Here is an 18,354-nt window from a genome sequence, read left to right as displayed (position 1 = left end):
CGTGAGGGGGCTGTTGCTTCCGGCGGCAGAACCTGGCCGCCGGCATCAACAGTCCCTGCGGATAGTGGGCTCTGTTAGCGCATGTACTTTTCAAAGTTGGCGGGGGTCACCAGCTCGAAAGGAACCCATACTTTCTGCTCAATTTTCTTGCCGGCGACCAGCTGGATGGCGGCATCCACAGCGCCTTTGCCCTGTCCGGCAGCATCCTGGAATACCGTTACGTCCATTTCGCCTGCCCTGATGGCGGCCAGTGCGTCGGGGGTGGCGTCAATGCCGGCAATCACGACGGAGTCCATGGCGCGGCCTGTGGCCTTGAGTGCCTGAACGGCGCCGATGGCCATTTCATCGTTGTTGGCAATCACGGCGTCAAACTCGATACCGGCCGAGATCCAGTTGGTCATCAGGTCGCTGCCTTCGGTGCGGGACCATTTGGCGGTCTGCTCGGCGACCACTTCCAGGCCTGCGCATTCCGGTGTGGCGATCACATCGTGAATGTCCTTGGTGCGCTGAATGGCGGCCTGGTTGGACAGCTCGCCCATCATGACCACGACTTTGCCCTTGCCACCCAGCAAGCGGCAGACTTCCTTGGTTTGCAGAGTGCCGGAGTCTACTTCGTTGGAGGCCACGAAGGCCTGGTTTTCGGGCAGCGAGTCAACGTTGATTGGCTGGCGGTTCACATACACCAGGGGAATGCCGGCGGCGGCGGCGTCATCGCTCATGGAAATGGTGGCGTCGGTGTCCACTGGGTTGACGATGATGGCATCGACACCCGAGGCGATGAAGTTCTGAATTTGATTGAGCTGGTTGCCCACTTCGGCTTTGGCATCTTCAACCTGAAGCTCTACGTTGATGTCGTCAGCGTAGCTTTGCATGCCGGTGCGCAGTGCGGTGAGGAAGTTGTCATCAAATACCGAAATGGCAACGCCGATTTTGAGTTGCTCAGCAGCCATTGCCATTGAGGAGGTGCCGATCAGGGTGGCCAAAAGGGTGTGCTTCATTATTTTTTTTGCGTTGATCATGACTTTCTCCGGGGTTCCGTCCGGCTGGACGGTTTTGTTTTTATTTATTGACCTTGTAGGGCGGTGATCGCCCTGGTCTTACTTTAATTTTCTGGTTTTACGCTTTGGGGGCGAACGGACCGTCCGTTCGCCAAGGCTGGTGTAAAGAGTGCTGTCAGACGGCACTCCTGGTCCTGATGCTTAGCCGCGCAGGACTGCATCCTGAATAAAGGACAGGCTTTGGCGTGCATTTTCCAGCGAGCTGTTGTCCAGCGCAGCAGGATCCACGTCCTGTTCTACGGTCACCCAGCCATCGAAGGCGAGGTCGAGCAGTGTCTGGCGCAGTTGCTGGAAGTCGACAGACCCCTGGCCGAGGGGGCAAAAAACGCCCTGACCAATGGCCTTGTAAAAGTCAGTTCCCTGGGCCACGACCTGTTCCAGAACCTTGCCGTTGATGTCCTTGAAGTGCAGGTACTTGACGCGATCGGCGTAGGCACGGATCAGTTCCGAGGGATTGATACCGGCGTATGTGCAGTGGCCTGAATCGATGCACAGCTTGACGATGCTCTCGTCCAGGTCATTCATGGCGCGATCGATTTCGTCGCGGTATTCGATGTAGGTGCCTGCGTGCGGGTGCAGTACGGGAATGATGCCGTACTCGTTCAGGCAGATGCGCGAGAGCTCATTGATGGTTTGCATCATGCCTTTCCACTGTTCTGGCGGCAGGCGGTCTGCTGTCAGAATCTGACCAGCCTGGTCCGTACGCGGTGAAGAGACGTGGTCGATAACAACCATGTACTTGGCGTTCTGGGGTTGCAGGACCTTGCAGGTGGCATGGGTGTAATCAAGGATTTCCTGTCGACGGGAGGGGTCGTGCAGGTGCTTGAATATGGTGCCGGCGATGAGCTGCAGGTCGCGCTGAGCCAGTTCCGCCCTGAGCTGCTGCACATCGGTAGGGAAGTAGTTCAGCGGTCCTAGCTCAGTCGCTTTATAGCCGGCCTGGGCAATCTCGTCGAGCACCAGGCTCCACTTCGGATTGCTCGGATTGTCAGCGAACTCGATACCCCAGGAGCAGGGGGCGTTAGACAGGCGAAGCTGCATGATTATTATTCCTGTGAGCGGGTTGGTCGTCGGGTCTGCAATCTTTATATGAAAACGTTATCATATTTGCAACCATTAAAATCCATTTTCAGGCGTTAAACGCCAAATATTTTGCTTATTTCGGGTTTTCTTCTGAAATTTAGTAAAAACGTTTGCAAAATTTTTTTAGCTCATTGATAGTTCGATCCAAGAGGGACGGGTTCTGGCGACTGTCGTCTGCAGTACCTAGTCACGGGTGCATATCGTAATAATAAAAGGTAAGCCTCTATGGAAACCGTACGTTTGACCTTGGCCGAAGCGCTTGCGCGCTATCTGTCGGCGCAGAAAATTGAAGTACAGGGAGAGCGGGTTCCGCTGTTCGGCTGTTCATTTGCCATCTTTGGTCACGGCAATGTGACCTGCCTTGGGCAGCAGCTGAAAAACATTGAGGATACGATTCCCACCTGGCGCGGCCAGAACGAGCAGTCTATGGCAACAGCGGCGATTGCGTATGCCAAGGCGAACAAGCGCCAGCGCATTGGTATTGCCTCTGCTTCCATCGGCCCGGGGGCGACCAATATGCTGACGGCTGCCGGCATTGCGCATACCAACCGTTTGCCGCTGCTCATGTTTGCAGGTGATGCCCATGTCAGCCGCTTGCCGGATCCGGTGCTGCAGCAGACGGAACATTTTCATGACCCGGCGCTGACCGTCAATGACGCCTTTAAGGCCGTTACGCGTTATTGGGATCGGGTGGTGCACCCGGCGCAACTGCTGCAAACATTGCCCCAGGCGATCGAAACCATGTTGGATCCCGCCACCTGTGGCCCGGTTTTCATTAGCCTGCCGCAAGATGTTCAGGGGCTGGCCTATGACTATCCCGAAGCGTTCTTCGCTGAGCGCGTACACCGTATCCGCCGGCCTGAAGCTGAGCAGACGGAGCTTGAAGCTGCGGCTGAAATTCTGAAGTCGGCACGCCGGCCACTGATTATCAGTGGTGGTGGAGTGCATTACTCCGATGCCTGTGACGCGCTGTTGCAGCTGGCCGAAGCGCACAATATTCCCGTAGTGGAAACCATTGCCGGGCGCGCAACGCTGCTGCAAAGCCATCGCCTTAATGGCGGCCCTATCGGTGTAACGGGGTCCAATTCAGCCAACTATCTGGCCGGCCATGCCGACGTGGTACTAGCGATCGGTACGCGCTTGCAGGACTTTACCACCGGCTCCTGGTCCGTTTTTCGTGACCCGAATCTGAAGATTGTTTCGCTCAATGTTGCCCGGTTTGACGCCACCAAGCATTTTGCACTGCCGCTGATTGCGGATGCCAGGAGCGGGATGGCCCGACTGAATAGCCTGTTGGGCGACTACCGTGCAGATGATGCTTGGGCGCAAAGTGCGTTTGACGAGGCGGAAAAGTGGAAGGCACTGTGCGCGCAGCGGGCTGAGGTCATACCCGGAACGGATGCCTCCTATGCCCAGGTTATTGCGGCGGTAAACCGCCTGCAGGAACCCGGCGATACCGTGCTCGCAGCGGCGGGTGGATTGCCGGCAGAGCTCAACATGAACTGGCAGTCTCGGCAGCTGGGCAAGTTCGATATCGAGTTTGGCTTCTCCTGCATGGGGTACGAAATCGCGGGTGGCTGGGGTGCCAAGATGGCAAACCCGGATTCGGAGGTCGTCGTGCTGGTCGGGGACGGCTCCTACATGATGATGAACTCGGATATCTACAGTTCTGTGTTGAGCGGCCACAAGCTGATCGTCGTGGTATGCGACAACGGGGGCTATGCGGTTATCAACAAGCTGCAGAACAATACTGGCAATGAGTCCTTCAATAATCTGCTGAAGGATTGCCGTCGCACCGTGCCGGACCTCGCCCGCGTCGATTTTGTCATGCATGCGCAGGCGCAGGGTGCCCGCAGTGAAAAAGTCGCCAGCCTGGCTGACTTCGATGCGGCCTATGCACGGGCGAAAGCATCGGATCGGACCTACGTGCTCGTGCTCGACATTGACTCAACCAAGTGGTCCTCCTGTGACTGCTGGTGGGATGTCGGTTTGCCTGAAGTGACACGCAATGAGCGCACCGCTAAGGCTGTCAGTGATTTTGGGTTGGGTCGTAAATATCAGCGACAAGGCATATAAGAGAGGGCTCTGAGTCATGTTTAACGAAGAAAAACGTTTTTCCCAGCCCATTCGCTGGGCCATGGTCGGCGGCGGGCGCGGTAGTGAGATTGGTTATGCGCACCGTGCTGCGGCACAGCGCGATAACCTGTACAAACTGACGGCAGGTGCCTTTGATCTCGACCCGCAGCGCTGCGAGGACTTCGGTACGAGCCTGGGCATAGATCCGCAGCGTTGCTACGCGGATTACACCCAGATGTTCGCCGCTGAGGCGCAGCGTGAAGACGGTATTCAGGCCGTTTCCATCGCGACCCCCAATTGCAGTCACTATGTCATCAGTCGGGCGGCGCTCGAGGCGGGATTGCACGTTATCTGCGAGAAGCCGGTGACCTTCAGCGTAGCTGAGGCGGAAGACCTGAAGCAGTGTGCGCAGGCGCGTAATCTGGTCTTTGGTGTCATGTATGGCTATTCCGGCTTTCAGATGATTCATCAGGCGCGTGAAATGGTGCGTAGCGGCGAGATTGGCGCAGTGCGTGTGGTGAACATGCAGTTTGCCCATGGCTTTCACAACCTGGCCGTCGAAGAGACTAGCCCTGGTGCCCGCTGGCGAATGAATCCGGAAGTTTCCGGCCCGACCTACGTCCTGGGTGATTTGGGTACGCATATTTTCTATGCGGCGCAGTTGATTACAGGTCTGGCGGTAGAGCGCCTGTGCTGTCATCGCCAGAGCTTTGTTCCGACTCGGGCGCCGCTTGAAGATAATGCGCATGTCATGATGCAGTTTGAAGGTGGGGCCGTAGGAACGCTGTGGGCCAGCTCCATTAATGCAGGCTCCATGCATCAGCAGAAAATCCGTATTGTCGGCGAGAAAGCGAGTCTGGAGTGGTGGGACGAGCAGCCCAATCAGCTGCGTTATGAAGTGCAGGGCGAGCCTGTGCGGGTACTGGAGCGGGGCATGGGATACCTGCACAACGATTCGAATGCGGTTAGCTGCAATCGTATCGGAGGCGGTCATGCTGAGGGGTTCTTTGAGTCCTGGGCTAACCTCTATCACCGTTTCGGTACGGCTATGGACGCCGCCAGTCGCGGTGAAGCACAGCCCGATCTCTGGTATCCGGATATTGATGCCGGTATCGATGGCGTCCGCTTGCTGGAATGCTGTGTAGAGTCGGCCGATAACCAGTCCGGTTGGGTCAAATTCTAAGCGACAACCTTTGGTGAAAACCAACCCGGGGCCAGGTTTTTGGTCCTGGGCTTCTTGTGAGATATCGAGTCTGTAATCTCCCCTTCTTTATTCGAGCTCAACAGCACTAGTCCGTCAGTGACTCTTCCTTTGTATGTTCCCGGTGACCTTCGATGATGGCCCGTACTGCCTGGGCTTGAGTCTCGGTAGCGCCGGCGATCAGGCCTTCCTCAATCAGGCTGTTGATGCGTTCTTTGTGCAGTGCGAACAGGTCGTGCAGCGAGCGGGTGATATCCAGCCGCTGCTCGGGATAGAGTTCGACCAGCAGTTGCATCAGGTGTCCCGACTGCTTGGGCAGGGTCAGGACCATCTGGGTGGCGACATCGCTGGGCTGCAGATCGGCATTATCCAGCGCGACGCGTATGAGTTCGGCCGGGTCCCGGGGGTGCTGGCGCAGTGCCACCAGCAGCAGTTTGAGCGCTGGCTCTTCAATCTGGGCCAGGCTGTAGTCGATACCGGGGTCGAGTTTGGACGACCCGAGGGATGTGGGCTGGGTGGTGACACGGTAGGGCGCGCTGGCGCTCAGGCGCTCGGTACGGATGAAGAGCTTTCGCACCAGCAGGAAGACAATCACCGCCGCATGGACAGCGATCAGGTAATAGTAGAGCCAGATACTCTCAAAGGCGCTCATGAGGAAGCCCGCGACGACGGGGCCTATGACACCCCCGACACCCAGCAGAATCTGCAGCGTGCTGGTGGCCGGCATGGCGTCTTTGAGGTCGATGTGATCGAACACCTGGGTGACTGCGAGCGGGAACAGCGCCACGCCGGAGCCGCCCGATACCAGGAACACCAGTACCAGCAGCCCGGTGGGCAGGCCGACAAAATAATCGAACACAATCAGCAGGTTGCTGATGATCCCCAGGGCCATCAGTCCGGACGCCACGGAGCGTTTGTCATAGCGGTCGGCGAGCCAGCCGGTAGGGTACTGGGTTAGCAGGCCGCCGAGCTGATAGGAGCCCAGAATCAGTGACAGCCAGACGCCGGTGAAGCCACGCTCATAGGCATAGAGCGAGATCAGCGACACGCTGGCGGCACTGATGAGACCGGCACAGAAGCTCGACAGGGTGCCGGACGGGGAATAGGCCCAGAGTGCCTTGAACGACATGGCGCGGGCGCGTTCGGTGGCTTCGGGCACCGGGATGCGGCTCATGGACATGATGATCAGTGAAATGCACAGGAAAATGCTGATGACACCGAACAGGCGCGGGTCGCTGTCGACCGAGAGATTCAGCAGAAAGGGAGCGCTGCCAAAACCCAGCGCGATACAGATCTGATAGATGCTGAAAATCTTGCCGCGGTTGGTGCTGTCGCTCAGCACGTTGAGCCAGCTTTCCAGCGTAATGAAGCCGGTTACAAAGCTGAAGCCGGCCAGCAGGCGCAACAGCCCGGTGAGCCAGATATTGGTCAGGTAGCTGTGGGCCACTGCGATGATGGCCAGGGTCGCGGCCATGCTGGCAAAGGCGCGAATATGCCCGACCCGGTGTACCGCCCTGGAGGCGAACAGGCCTGCCAGCACGGCACCGGCCGCATACATACTCATTGCGATACCGATTTCCGACGTGGCGATGCCCTGGTCGTTCATGCGAATGGGCAGCAGCACAAAGAACAGGTTGAGGCTGGCGGCGTAGGCGGTGATGGCGAACAGAATAGGGCTGATACGGTACAAGAGCTTTTGCTGCATGGGACAAATCCTTTTCGAAACTGAACACCCGCCAGACAGCTTTTCACAATACGCGAGAAGGCGCGGCGGGCGTAGCCCTGGTGGATCTTATCTCAGCTTAAATACCGCGGATTCATTCAGGCCTCCAGGTTTGTGCAGCGCAGGATTTCGTGGCAGGCGCCCATGGTGTGGTAGTCGCATTTACCGCCGGGCGGGCTCTTGATGTCGTCATAGCGCTGATTGTCGGCATTGAGCAGCCGGTACCAGGCGCCGTGGCGGTGATCGATCATGTGCTGCCAGCTGTAGTCCCACAGGCGCTGGTACCAGTGCCAGTATTGGTCGTCGCCGGTGCGTTCGGCCAGCAGGGCGGCGGCGGCCATGGATTCGGCCTGCACCCAGAAATACTTGTCGTCATCACAGATGCGGCCATCGGGCGCGAAACCGTAAAAAAGTCCGCCATTTTCATGATCCCAGGCTTTTTCCACGGCGCTGTCGAACAGTCGTCGCGCCGTCGGCACCAACCACTCGTCGGTGTGATAACGGGCAATCATTAACAGCAGTTTGGTCCACTCGGTGAGGTGACCCGGCTGAAAACCCCAGGGACGATAGAGGTTTTTGGGGTCGGACTGGTTGTAGTCCCAGTCTATCTGCCAGTTGGCATCGTAGTGCTCCCAGATCAGGCCATTGGCCTGGGCACCCTGGCGCAGACAGATATTGTGGGCCAGGGTCATGGCGCGTTCGAGGTACTTCGTATCCTGTGTCGCTTCATACGCCGCGATCATGGCTTCGCAGCTGTGCATGTTGGCATTCTGTCCGCGGTAAGGCGCCACGGTGTGCCAGTCGGCACTGATCTCGTCACGATAAAGACAGTGTTCGGCGTCCCAGAAATGCTGCTCCATCAGCGCGTAGGTCTCCTCTATCCAGGGCGCTGCCTCCTCGATGCCGGCCTTCAGGGCGCTGGCGTAGGCCAGCAGCACGAAGGCAAGCCCGTAGCAGTGGTTGGTGTCATCGGTTGTCGATTCGCCATTAAGCGCCCAGCGGTAACCGCCGGTGTTCGGGTTGAAGTGTTTCTCGCGCAGGAATTTGAGGCCATGGTGCACCGCATCCAGGTAGGCAGGCTCGCCAAACTCGATGGCGGCCATGGCGTAGTTGAAGATCATGCGGGTGCTGCTGACCAGGTGTCGGCTCTGGGTATCGTAGATGCTGCCGTCATCGCGAAATGCCTGGAAATAGCCGCCGAGGTCTGTGTCGATACAGCGGGGGTGATAAAAGCTCAGGATCTCGCGGATATGCGTTTGCAGAAAGCGGCGGGAGCGAAAGCCGCGCTCAGGCGATGGCGGCGTATGAAAAGGGGGTTTGTGCATGGCGGCCTCTTGTCAGGCGGGTTCGTGTGAGTGCCTCGGAGTATAGATGGAATGGGCCCTTATGCTGGCGGGGTGCGGGGCTGGGTATTGAGGAGGACTGGTGATTCTAGGCCGCCAGTCTCTGCCTGGCGATGTGCGGCGTCGGCAGACACCAGTGCTGCCGGCAAGGTGCTGAGGTGTTTGAGCATGCCGTCCGCAGGAGCGCTATCGTGGGCTTTTTTACCTCTGGCCGACAGACCAAAAAAAAGAGCGCCTTTCGGCGCTCTTTTTATAATGAGCTTTTTATAGCAAGGGCAATTTACTTCTTGTTGCGCTTGCGCTCGTTTTCTTTCAGCAGCTTCTTGCGAATGCGCAGGCCTTTAGGCGTCACTTCCACCAGCTCGTCGTCTTCGATGAAGTCCAGCGCCTGCTCCAGAGTGAAGCGGATTGCCGGCGTCAGCTGGATGTTCTCGTCGGTACCGGAGGCACGCACGTTGGTCAGCTGCTTGCCTTTGGTCGGGTTGACCGCCAGGTCGTTACTGCGACTGTGGATACCCAGGATCATGCCTTCGTAGACTTCGATGTTGGGTTCTACGCACAGACGGCCGCGTTCCTGCAGGTTCCACAGGGCATAGCCCAGGGCCTTGCCGGTCACCATGGAAACCAGTACGCCGTTCATGCGCGAAGTCACTTCGCCTTCCTTGACCGGACCGTAGTGGTCGAATGTCGAGGTCAGGATGCCCGTGCCTGAGGTCATGGTCAGGAACATAGAGCGGAAGCCGATCAGACCGCGGGACGGAATCATGAAGGTCAGGCGCACGCGGCCCTTGCCATCCACTTCCATGTTGGTCATGTCAGCCTTGCGCTTGCCCAGCTCTTCGATAACCGAACCCTGGTGCTGCTCTTCAACGTCCAGCAGAACCATTTCATACGGTTCCTGGATCTGGCCGTCGACGATCTTCTGGATAACTTCGGGGCGGGACACACCCAGCTCAAAGCCTTCGCGACGCATTGTTTCGATCAGCACCGACAGGTGCAGTTCGCCACGGCCGGAAACCTTGAATTTCTCAGGGGTTTCGCCCTGTTCAACACGCAGTGCCACGTTGTGGATCAGTTCGCGCTCGAGGCGGTCCTTGATGTTGCGGCTGGTGACGAACTTGCCGTCCTGGCCGGCGAACGGCGAGTCGTTGACCTGGAAGGTCATGGAGACGGTGGGTTCGTCGACGCTCAGGGCCGGCAGGGCTTCGACCAGGGACGGATCGCACAGGGTATCGGAGATGTTGAGCCCATCGATACCGGTGATGCAGATGATGTCGCCGGCCTGTGCCTGGGGGACTTCAACCCGCTCCAGACCCATGTAACCCATGATTTTCAGCACCTTGCCGTTGCGGACCTTGCCTTCATGGTCGATAACCTTGACCTGGGCATTGACCGCGATCTTGCCGCGCTTGACGCGACCGACACCGATAACGCCAACGTAGCTGTTGTAGTCCAGGGCGGAGATCTGCATCTGCAGCGGACCTTCCAGATCCACGGCCGGCGGAGATACATGTTCAACCACGGCTTCAAACAGCGGCGTCATGTCTTCGGCCAGCTGATCGGCTTCAAGGCCGGCGATGCCGTTAAGGGCAGAGGCGTACACGATCGGGAAATCGAGCTGCTCGTCGGTGGCACCCAGGTTATCGAACAGATCGAATACCTGATCTACAACCCAGTCCGGACGTGCGCCCGGGCGGTCTACCTTGTTGATGACCACGATTGGGCGCAGGCCCTGAGCGAAAGCTTTTTGGGTTACGAAGCGGGTCTGCGGCATCGGGCCGTCAACGGCGTCAACCAGCAGCAATACGGAGTCGACCATGGACAGGACGCGTTCCACTTCGCCACCGAAGTCGGCGTGTCCCGGGGTATCAACGATATTGATCCGGTAACCGTTCCATTCAATGGCGGTGTTTTTCGCCAGAATGGTAATACCGCGCTCACGCTCCTGGTCGTTGGAGTCCATGATACGCTCAGCGCCTTCATCGCGCCGGCCCAATGTACCGGACTGCTGCAGCAACTTATCGACCAGGGTGGTTTTACCATGGTCGACGTGCGCGATGATGGCAATGTTTCTAAGCTTCTCGATCACCAGTTCTTACCTTCAAGAAAATCTGAAAGGCGACATTATACGGGAGCGGAGCCGAACAAGCGATCAGGATATGATCAAAACGTGTTCAGTTCAGTAACTGATTGGGATTACATAGGGAATGCACGAAAAATGTCCTATGGCTCCTTTTTGAGGCAGACAGCTTTGGATACGTTGCAGTATGATGGATTCGCAGGTGCCCGCCCAGGCGGTAAACACTATGGATGCCTCATAGTTGTGCGTAACTGTCTCCGTGTGCGTCTTTTTGGTGCACTGTGTTGGCTGGTTTTAGACTTGATTGACCGGAAATGAAGCACTTAGGATATTCGTAGTGCTGGCACGGAGATTGCTCGCGTTACAGCCAAGAGGTTGTAGGCCGTTTTTACAGGACTGCAGAACCACGAGTCTGACAGTTTCAACAGAGTGGAGAAAGGCAAATGTCAGAGAATACTCTGAATCTTATTAAAGAAAGCGAAGCACGCTGGCTGGATCTGCGCTTTACCGATTTCAAAGGTAAAGAGCAGCACCTCACCATTCCGGTTTCGGACATGGGCGACGAGTTCTTCGAAGAAGGCAAGATGTTCGATGGTTCTTCCATCGCCGGCTGGAAGGGAATCAACGAATCCGACATGATCCTGATGCCGGACGACAGTGCTTCCGTGCTGGATCCTTTCGCCGAAGATGCCACTGTTATCGTACGCTGCAACATCGTAGAGCCGATGACTGGCCAGGGTTACGACCGTGACCCGCGTTCCGTTGCAACCCGTGCAGAAGAGTTCCTGAAGTCTACCGGTATCGCCGACAGCGCCATGCTGGGCCCTGAGCCGGAATTCTTCGTTTTCGATTCCGTTGAATGGCACGCCGGTATCGGTGGTTGCGGTTACAGCATCGGTTCTGAAGAAGCAGCCTGGTCTTCCGACAAACAGTTCGAAGGTCGCAACACCGGTCACCGCCCGCGCGTCAAGGGCGGCTACTTCCCGGTTCCGCCGATCGACTCCCTGCACGACCTGCGTGCTGCGATGTGTGACGCCATGGAAGCCATGGGTTTGACCATCGAAGTACACCACCACGAAGTGGCGACTGCCGGCCAGTGTGAAATCGGTGTGCGCGGCAACACTCTGGTTAAAAAAGCGGATGAAGTTCAGATTCTGAAGTACTGCGTGCACAACGTTGCCCACAGCTACGGCAAAACTGCGACCTTCATGCCCAAGCCGCTGGTGGGCGATAATGGCTCCGGTATGCACGTTCACCTGTCCATGAGCAAGGATGGCGTTAACATCTTCGCTGGCGACGGCTACGGTGGCCTGAGCGATACCGCGCTGTTTTACATCGGCGGTATCGTCAAGCACGCCAAGGCGCTGAATGCCCTGTGCAACCCGTCCACCAACTCCTACAAGCGCCTGGTGCCGGGCTTCGAAGCGCCGGTTATGCTGGCATACTCTGCCCGTAACCGTTCCGCGTCGCTGCGTATTCCTTACACCACCAGCCCGAAAGGCCGTCGTGTAGAAGCGCGCTTCCCGGATCCTGCTGCCAACCCCTACCTGTGCTTCGCGGCACTGCTGATGGCAGGCATCGACGGTATTCAGAACAAGATTCACCCTGGCGATCCTGCCGACAAGGATTTGTACGACCTGCCGCCGGAAGAAGCGAAAGAGATCCCGACCGTTGCCGAGAGCCTCGATGAAGCTCTGCTGGCGCTGGAAAATGATCGCGAGTTCCTGACCAAAGGCGGTGTCTTCTCCGACGACATGCTGGATGCCTACATCCGCCTGAAGCGTGAAGAACTGGCGCGCGTCAACATGACGACTCACCCGGTAGAATTTGACCTCTACTACTCCGTATAAGGCCTGTGCCGCTGAGGCGGCGCTGATCTGACGGATTACAAAAAACCTCCTTCGGGAGGTTTTTTTGTGCCTGCCGTTCGTGCATGTCTTTAGTCGAACACCATCTTTGCAAGACCTTTAGGTACGGGTCAGTCTGTGTGATTCAACCTTGTTTTTATGGGGCATTTTGCAGCTGGCAGGTCGGCGTTTTCACCGATCTTTGTCGCTTTATCGGGCAGGGTATCGCCGATGGCACTCGATGCACCGAGATGAATCATTCTGAATCGCCCGATTGTGCCCGGTTGCGCGCTGTCTGGCGGGCAGGACCAGGGCTGTTGCTTTAATTAAAGCTGGTTTGAGCAAGTTTTCGGTGCAGAAAGTAGAGCATCATGCCGGAGCACGAGATTGTCATGGTGCAATCGTACGCACCGTAATGGTGCAATGTCTCGCCGGGCGCTAAACTAAAAGTCGGGCTGTCTTTTGCTCCCGGTGCGCTATGTGCGCTCGATGCAGGGCGCTAAACAGGGTCTGGAATCGGTTTTGACCCTATCAGTAAGTTGGCGCCGATTTTGCTAATACTTATTCAGTCCAGAGATAGAGTCCACCATGTTCAGGTCATCCCAGCACAAGCAGATACTCGATAATCTCAGCAAGGCCGTAATCATGCTCGACGGTGCATTGCGCATTGTGTACATGAACCCGGCAGCCGAGATGCTGTTCGAGGCCTCGATGCGCAGGCTCAAGGGCATGCGGGCTGAAGAATGGTTGGCGGCGAGCCCCGACGAGCTTCATGTGTTGCAGGATTCACTGGCATCGGGGCATCCGTATACCAAGCGTGAGGCGCGTATGGTGACCATGGGCGGACATGAGCTGACCGTGGACTATAGCGTCAACACCATTCCCCAGTCCCGCGGTGATCGAACTCTGCTGGTGGAAGTGGAAGCGCGGGATCGCCTGATGCGCATTGAGCGCGAAGAAGAACTGCTTGCCCGTCATGCCGCTGCCCGCAATCTGGTGCGGGGTCTGGCGCACGAAATCAAGAATCCCCTGGGGGGGATTCGCGGTGCCGCACAGTTGCTGGAGCGGGAACTCAACGACGCCGATTTGCACGAGTATACCCGCGTGATTATTGAAGAGGCGGACCGGCTGCGCAACCTGGTGGATCGACTGCTGGGGCCACGCAAGCTGCCACAGCTGACCGATGTCAATATCCATGCCATCCTTGAACGTGTCTGCAGCCTGGTCAATGCCGAGAGCGGCAGCTGGCTCAGTATCCAGCGTGACTACGACCCCAGCATTCCAGAGTTTACCGGTGACGCCGAGCAGCTGATTCAGGCAGTGCTGAACATCGTGCGCAATGGCATGCAGGCATTGCAGCGCGCCGGCACGTCCGAGCCTACGCTGCAGCTACGTACTCGGGCCATGCGCCAGGTCACGCTGGGGACTGAGCGTCACCGCCTGGTTTGCTGTGTGATTATCAGTGATAACGGTCCAGGCATTCCTACAGAAATATTCAACAACATTTTCTACCCGATGGTTACCGGACATGCCGATGGCACGGGTCTGGGACTGTCCATTGCCCAATCGATCATCAATCAGCACCAGGGGCTGATCGAGTGTGTGACTGAGCCGGGAGAAACCCAATTCAAACTCTTTATACCGCTGGAGCTACACCATGAGAATGTCAGGTAACGTCTGGATTGTGGACGACGACCGGTCTATCCGGTGGGTACTGGAAAAAGCGCTGGACCAGGCCGGGCTTGAGAACCACTCGTTCGATAATGCCGACGACCTGCTGCGCCGTCTGACGCGTGAGTGCCCGGATGCAATTATCAGCGATATCCGCATGCCCGGCACTGATGGTCTGGCCATGCTCGACAAGGTGCAGGCAACGCATCCGGAAGTACCGATTATTATCATGACCGCACATTCGGACCTTGAAAGTGCCGTAGCCTCCTATCAGGGCGGTGCCTTTGAATATCTGCCCAAGCCCTTTGATGTCGATGATGCTGTCGCGCTGGCACGCAGAGCCGTGGCTCATGCCCGCGAGCAGCAGCAGCAGGGTGTGGTAGCGGAGCCTGCGACGGTCCGGGCCACCGAGATTATCGGCGAGGCTCCTGCAATGCAGGAAGTGTTCCGGGCTATTGGCCGGCTGTCGCAGTCCAACATTACGGTGCTGATCAATGGTGAGTCCGGCACCGGCAAAGAGCTGGTGGCCCATGCTCTGCATAAACACAGTCCGCGGGCCAGTCAGTCGTTTATACCGCTTAATATGGCGGCTATCCCCAAAGATCTGATCGAGTCCGAGCTGTTCGGGCACGAGAAGGGCGCCTTTACCGGTGCCGCAGCGGCACGACGCGGACGTTTTGAACAGGCCGACGGCGGTACCCTGTTTCTGGATGAAATCGGTGACATGCCGGCAGACACCCAGACACGCTTGCTGCGCGTACTGGCTGAAGGTGAATTCTACCGGGTGGGCGGCCATACACCGGTACAGGTGGATGTGCGCATTATTGCGGCTACCCATCAGAACCTGGAAACGCTGGTGGCCGACGGGCGCTTTCGTGAAGACCTGTTTCATCGCCTCAACGTAATTCGCATCCACATTCCCAAGCTGTCGGAGCGGCGCGAAGATATTCCGCGTCTGGCCCAGCACTTTCTCGCCAGCTCGGCCAAGGAATTGAATGTCGAGCCCAAGGTGCTCAAACCGGACACTGAAAAGTTCATGAGCCACCTGGCCTGGCAGGGCAACGTACGCCAGCTGGAGAATACCTGTCGCTGGCTGACTGTTATGGCATCGGGTCGCGAGGTGCTGATCGAAGACCTGCCACCGGAACTGCTGGAACAGCAGGATCAGGGCACCACTGTCAGCTCCAATTGGGAACAGGCACTGCGCCTCTGGACCGATCAGCAGCTGGGGTGCGGTCGCCAGGGGATTCTGGATGAAGCGGTGCCGGCGTTTGAGCGCATCATGATTGAAACCGCCCTCAAGCACACCGCCGGCCGTCGCCGTGATGCGGCTCTTTTGCTCGGGTGGGGGCGCAATACCCTGACCCGCAAGATCAAGGAGCTGGGCATGGATAGCGGTAACGATGTCGATGATGGTGACTAAGCGCTAATGCAAAAACTGCAAATGCGCTTCGCCGAATAGCCCGCTAAATCGCAGGGCTATCTGCCGCTTCCCTATTGTGCATCCGTCGCCACGGGTGCAGGATCAGAAAGAGTTGGCGCAATTGGGCTTCATGATGATTGTGCCTGAATCTACGGCGAGCACTGCGGAGCATCAGGGATGAATGAAATAACGCCTATTCTTCAACAGGTTGCACCCACGCTGGCGATAGCCCTGAAAGGGCCTTTTGCTGCCGTGGCGCATCGTTATATTCAGGATAACCTGCCAGCAGGTATCGAGGTCAGCGGTACGAGTCCGCAGGAGATACTCGGTACGCTGCTTGCGGATGCGAAAAACCTGCAGCTGATCAAGAGCCTGGATCAGCCATTCCTGCTTGAAATGCAAAAGCTGGGCGTTGACCTGCCATCGCTGGAAAACAGCACTGGCGGTGCGCCACCCATGATGCTGAGCAAAGAAAGCCTTGGTATCCGTCCCCAGGTCATTATCAGTGCGTTGTTTCTGTCTGCCTATTTTCTGATGCTGGCGGGCATTTTCTATGTCGAAACCAGTGACGAGATCAATATGAAAACAGGGGATAATTCGCTCATGGACCAGTTGCAGATTTTGTTCGGTGTACTGACCGCGGGCGTGGTGCAGATACTGAGCTACTGGTTTGGCGGTACACTGGCGAAAAAAACGCCCTGATCTTGGTCTGCCTGTTGTGTGCTTCTGCTGTTTAGCGGCCCCTTTCGGTTGCCACGCCGATATAACGGCGTATCCCGTCTGTGTATAGCGTCGTCAGTTCCGGCTGGCGATCAAGGCTGCCGGCCAAAATTCTCAATTTCGCATCAGGCGCGGGTTAGAATAGCCACGACAGGTTTTTCAGGAACGGTACCTATGCGGTTTCAAGGACGAATCACTCGCTGGAAGGATGATCAGGGGTTTGGATTTATCACCCCCGATGGCGGTGGCGAGCCGGTGTTTGTACATATCAAGTCGTTCACCCGTCGGCGGCTTCGTCCGTCGGAACAGGATGTCGTCACCTATACGCTGGGCCCCGGCGAGCGGGGGCGCCCTCAGGCGCTGAAGGTGGCCTATCCGGGTGAGCGCCGCCAGCTCCGGCCGGCCAGGCGCTCGACCGGTAACGGGACGCTGGGGTTGCTGTTTGGGGGTGTCTTTCTGGGGTTTGTTGCCGTCGCTGCGATGGTGGGCAGGCTGCCGTTGCTGGTGGCCGGCCTCTACCTGCTGATGAGCCTGGCCGCCTGGATTGCCTATGCGCTGGACAAGTCCGCGGCTCAGCGGGATCAGTGGCGCATTCAGGAAAACACGCTGCATCTGTTTGCATTGCTCGGCGGCTGGCCCGGTGCCTTGGCTGCGCAGCAGATCCTGCGTCACAAGTCGAAAAAAGCCTCCTTTCGTTTTGTCTTCTGGCTCACGGTCAGCGTGAACTGCGCGCTGCTCCTGTGGCTGCTATCGCCTGCTGGCGCTCCCATTCTCGGTCTGATCGCAGCCCTGGGCGGCTGACACTTTCCCGTCGTTGTCGCGTTGCCTTTTTACCCCCTCCCTTGCGTTGGTCGGTGCTTTGCTGCATGTTTCATTCCTGCCGAGACGGTATAACTGAACATAATAATCATAAAAAAATGGGGCGGGCGCGATGCGGGTGGGAGCTATTCCGGGATTGAAGCGGCTCGGTATTGGCGGGCGGCTGTTCCTGGCGATTGCGTTTCGCTCGGTGGGTTTTGTCGGTAAGTTGCTGGGGGAGGCCATCGAAGAGGTCAACATGGGTTCCATCGAAGCCCTGACTGCCACGGGGGCTTCCTGGGCATCGATCCTGCTCAAGGGCTACTGGCCGCAGATCCTGCCGGCGTTTTTCAGTATCGTGCTGTTTCGCTGGGACATTAATGTCCGTGAGTCGGCGGTGCTCGGCCTGGTGGGGGCGGGCGGTATCGGTGTGGTACTTAGCGATTCGATGAACCTGTTTGAATGGCAGCGCGTGGCTATGGCACTGCTGGCGATCTTCGTCGTGGTGATACTGGCCGAAATTCTGGTGGTGAATATCCGCAAGCGGCTTATTTAAACATGTGCTGCAGGACAGCGGGCCTGGAAGAACGGGATAGGAAATGACGCTATTCAGAAACAGCTATTACCTGATGCGCCATGGTCAGAGTGAGGCCAATGTGGCCGGAATTGTCGTAAGTGCAGTGGCAGCGGGGACCACCGGCTATGGCCTGACCGCCGAGGGGGAGCGCCAGGTTATTGCGTCCCTGGCGCAGTTCAGTGGTTCGCGCCCGACCCGAGTCATCAGTTCCGACTTTCTGCGTGCACGCCAGACCGCAACACTGGCCGCCGCTCACTTTGAGTTGCCGGAACCCGCGCTGGAGCAGGGCTTGCGAGAGCGTTTCTTTGGTCGCTGGGAAGGCCAGGCCGACAGCGGCTATGCCGAGGTCTGGGCGCTGGACGCCGCTAAAATAGAGGGTGTGGGCGCAGTAGAGCCGGTGGCGGCGGTGCTGCAGCGCGCACTTGATGTACTGCATGCACTGGAAGCCCGTTATACCGGCGAAGTGCTGTTGCTGGTCTCGCACGGGGACCTGGTGCAGATACTGCAAACGGCATTTGCGGGGCTGGCCGCCGCCGAGCACCGCTGCGTAGCGCATCACCAGACCGCCGAGATACGGCTGCTGGTTCAGGTCGGTGACCGGCTCTAGATACTGGCGGCTTTTCTGCCTTGGAGATAGCGACACCAGGGTATTTTCCTTGGGGCGTCGCGGCGCTCATTCAGCCCGTCGTGTTTCCCGGCTGATTGTTTAAGCCGTTTGAGGAAGTCATCCAGGTCGAACAGAGTCATCGAATGA

14 protein-coding genes are annotated in these 18,354 nt (G+C 57.7%); 9 read left to right on the top strand and 5 right to left on the bottom strand.

Features of this window, described 5'->3' with window-relative positions; genetic code table 11:
* Window positions 1-74: 74 nt before the first annotated feature.
* Together F451_RS0109660 and F451_RS0109655 are read right to left on the bottom strand one after the other, a co-directional pair.
* Window positions 75-1,019: a sugar ABC transporter substrate-binding protein gene (locus F451_RS0109660; protein WP_020681166.1), complete on the bottom strand. Its 945-nt coding sequence runs from the start codon at window positions 1,017-1,019 to the stop codon at window positions 75-77.
* 180 nt (window positions 1,020-1,199) lie between these two features.
* Window positions 1,200-2,099, bottom strand: coding sequence for a sugar phosphate isomerase/epimerase family protein (locus tag F451_RS0109655; protein WP_020681165.1), 900 nt, complete (start codon window positions 2,097-2,099; stop codon window positions 1,200-1,202).
* Window positions 2,100-2,366: 267 nt separating this feature from the next.
* Between F451_RS0109655 and iolD the strand changes: the two genes are divergently transcribed.
* Together iolD and F451_RS0109645 are read left to right on the top strand one after the other, a co-directional pair.
* Window positions 2,367-4,217, top strand: coding sequence for a 3D-(3,5/4)-trihydroxycyclohexane-1,2-dione acylhydrolase (decyclizing) (iolD, locus tag F451_RS0109650; RefSeq protein ID WP_020681164.1), 1,851 nt, complete (start codon window positions 2,367-2,369; stop codon window positions 4,215-4,217).
* 16 nt (window positions 4,218-4,233) lie between these two features.
* Window positions 4,234-5,400: a Gfo/Idh/MocA family protein gene (locus tag F451_RS0109645; protein ID WP_020681163.1), complete on the top strand. Its 1,167-nt coding sequence runs from the start codon at window positions 4,234-4,236 to the stop codon at window positions 5,398-5,400.
* Between the two features lie 106 nt (window positions 5,401-5,506).
* Here the strand turns inward: F451_RS0109645 and F451_RS0109640 are convergent, their stop codons facing one another.
* The 3 genes from F451_RS0109640 to typA all read right to left on the bottom strand — a co-directional run bounded on the left by F451_RS0109640 (window position 5,507) and on the right by typA (window position 10,573).
* Window positions 5,507-7,123, bottom strand: a complete 1,617-nt coding sequence (locus F451_RS0109640; protein ID WP_020681162.1) for an MFS transporter — start codon at window positions 7,121-7,123, stop codon at window positions 5,507-5,509.
* A 116-nt stretch (window positions 7,124-7,239) separates the two neighbouring features.
* Entirely contained in the window at window positions 7,240-8,466 is a 1,227-nt protein-coding gene (locus tag F451_RS0109635) for an AGE family epimerase/isomerase (RefSeq protein WP_020681161.1), read from the bottom strand.
* Between the two features lie 298 nt (window positions 8,467-8,764).
* On the bottom strand, window positions 8,765-10,573 hold the full coding sequence (gene typA / locus F451_RS0109630) for a translational GTPase TypA (RefSeq protein ID WP_020681160.1): 1,809 nt from the start codon (window positions 10,571-10,573) through the stop codon (window positions 8,765-8,767).
* 434 nt (window positions 10,574-11,007) lie between these two features.
* Here typA and glnA point away from each other — a divergent pair, with 434 nt between their 5' ends.
* From glnA to F451_RS0109595, 7 genes are all read left to right on the top strand, one after another.
* A complete protein-coding gene (gene glnA / locus F451_RS0109625) occupies window positions 11,008-12,414 on the top strand; it encodes a glutamate--ammonia ligase (RefSeq protein ID WP_020681159.1) in 1,407 nt (468 codons plus the stop codon).
* A 585-nt stretch (window positions 12,415-12,999) separates the two neighbouring features.
* Entirely contained in the window at window positions 13,000-14,085 is a 1,086-nt protein-coding gene (gene glnL / locus F451_RS0109620; protein WP_020681158.1) for a nitrogen regulation protein NR(II), read from the top strand.
* Window positions 14,069-15,505, top strand: a complete 1,437-nt coding sequence (glnG, locus tag F451_RS0109615; RefSeq protein ID WP_026291641.1) for a nitrogen regulation protein NR(I) — start codon at window positions 14,069-14,071, stop codon at window positions 15,503-15,505. The genes glnL and glnG overlap by 17 nt, the downstream gene beginning before the upstream one ends.
* A gap of 177 nt (window positions 15,506-15,682) precedes the next feature.
* Window positions 15,683-16,207 (top strand): hypothetical protein, encoded by a 525-nt coding sequence (locus F451_RS0109610; protein ID WP_020681156.1) that lies wholly within the window; start codon window positions 15,683-15,685, stop codon window positions 16,205-16,207.
* 192 nt (window positions 16,208-16,399) lie between these two features.
* On the top strand, window positions 16,400-17,026 hold the full coding sequence (locus F451_RS0109605) for a DUF1294 domain-containing protein (RefSeq protein WP_020681155.1): 627 nt from the start codon (window positions 16,400-16,402) through the stop codon (window positions 17,024-17,026).
* A 130-nt stretch (window positions 17,027-17,156) separates the two neighbouring features.
* Window positions 17,157-17,579 (top strand): PhnE/PtxC family ABC transporter permease, encoded by a 423-nt coding sequence (locus F451_RS25230; RefSeq protein ID WP_020681154.1) that lies wholly within the window; start codon window positions 17,157-17,159, stop codon window positions 17,577-17,579.
* A 43-nt stretch (window positions 17,580-17,622) separates the two neighbouring features.
* Entirely contained in the window at window positions 17,623-18,207 is a 585-nt protein-coding gene (locus F451_RS0109595) for a histidine phosphatase family protein (protein ID WP_020681153.1), read from the top strand.
* Window positions 18,208-18,354: the final 147 nt, after the last annotated feature.

It is taken from the genome of Marinobacterium rhizophilum DSM 18822 (assembly GCF_000378045.1).
In the GTDB taxonomy this organism is placed as follows: Bacteria; Pseudomonadota; Gammaproteobacteria; order Pseudomonadales; family Balneatricaceae; genus Marinobacterium_A; species Marinobacterium_A rhizophilum.
The sequence above is the reverse complement of the archived record's forward strand: the minus strand, read 5'-3'. Positions and strand labels throughout refer to the sequence as shown.

Excerpts from the sequence above, each read along its gene's own strand:
- F451_RS0109660 (WP_020681166.1), bottom strand. The coding sequence starts at position 1,019 with ATGATCAACGCAAAAAAAATAATGAAGCACACCCTTTTGGCCACCCTG.
- F451_RS0109655 (WP_020681165.1), bottom strand. The coding sequence starts at position 2,099 with ATGCAGCTTCGCCTGTCTAACGCCCCCTGCTCCTGGGGTATCGAGTTC.
- iolD (WP_020681164.1), top strand. The coding sequence starts at position 2,367 with ATGGAAACCGTACGTTTGACCTTGGCCGAAGCGCTTGCGCGCTATCTG.
- F451_RS0109645 (WP_020681163.1), top strand. The coding sequence starts at position 4,234 with ATGTTTAACGAAGAAAAACGTTTTTCCCAGCCCATTCGCTGGGCCATG.
- F451_RS0109640 (WP_020681162.1), bottom strand. The coding sequence starts at position 7,123 with ATGCAGCAAAAGCTCTTGTACCGTATCAGCCCTATTCTGTTCGCCATC.
- F451_RS0109635 (WP_020681161.1), bottom strand. The coding sequence starts at position 8,466 with ATGCACAAACCCCCTTTTCATACGCCGCCATCGCCTGAGCGCGGCTTT.
- glnA (WP_020681159.1), top strand. The coding sequence starts at position 11,008 with ATGTCAGAGAATACTCTGAATCTTATTAAAGAAAGCGAAGCACGCTGG.
- glnL (WP_020681158.1), top strand. The coding sequence starts at position 13,000 with ATGTTCAGGTCATCCCAGCACAAGCAGATACTCGATAATCTCAGCAAG.
- glnG (WP_026291641.1), top strand. The coding sequence starts at position 14,069 with ATGAGAATGTCAGGTAACGTCTGGATTGTGGACGACGACCGGTCTATC.
- F451_RS0109610 (WP_020681156.1), top strand. The coding sequence starts at position 15,683 with ATGAATGAAATAACGCCTATTCTTCAACAGGTTGCACCCACGCTGGCG.
- F451_RS0109605 (WP_020681155.1), top strand. The coding sequence starts at position 16,400 with ATGCGGTTTCAAGGACGAATCACTCGCTGGAAGGATGATCAGGGGTTT.
- F451_RS25230 (WP_020681154.1), top strand. The coding sequence starts at position 17,157 with ATGCGGGTGGGAGCTATTCCGGGATTGAAGCGGCTCGGTATTGGCGGG.
- F451_RS0109595 (WP_020681153.1), top strand. The coding sequence starts at position 17,623 with ATGACGCTATTCAGAAACAGCTATTACCTGATGCGCCATGGTCAGAGT.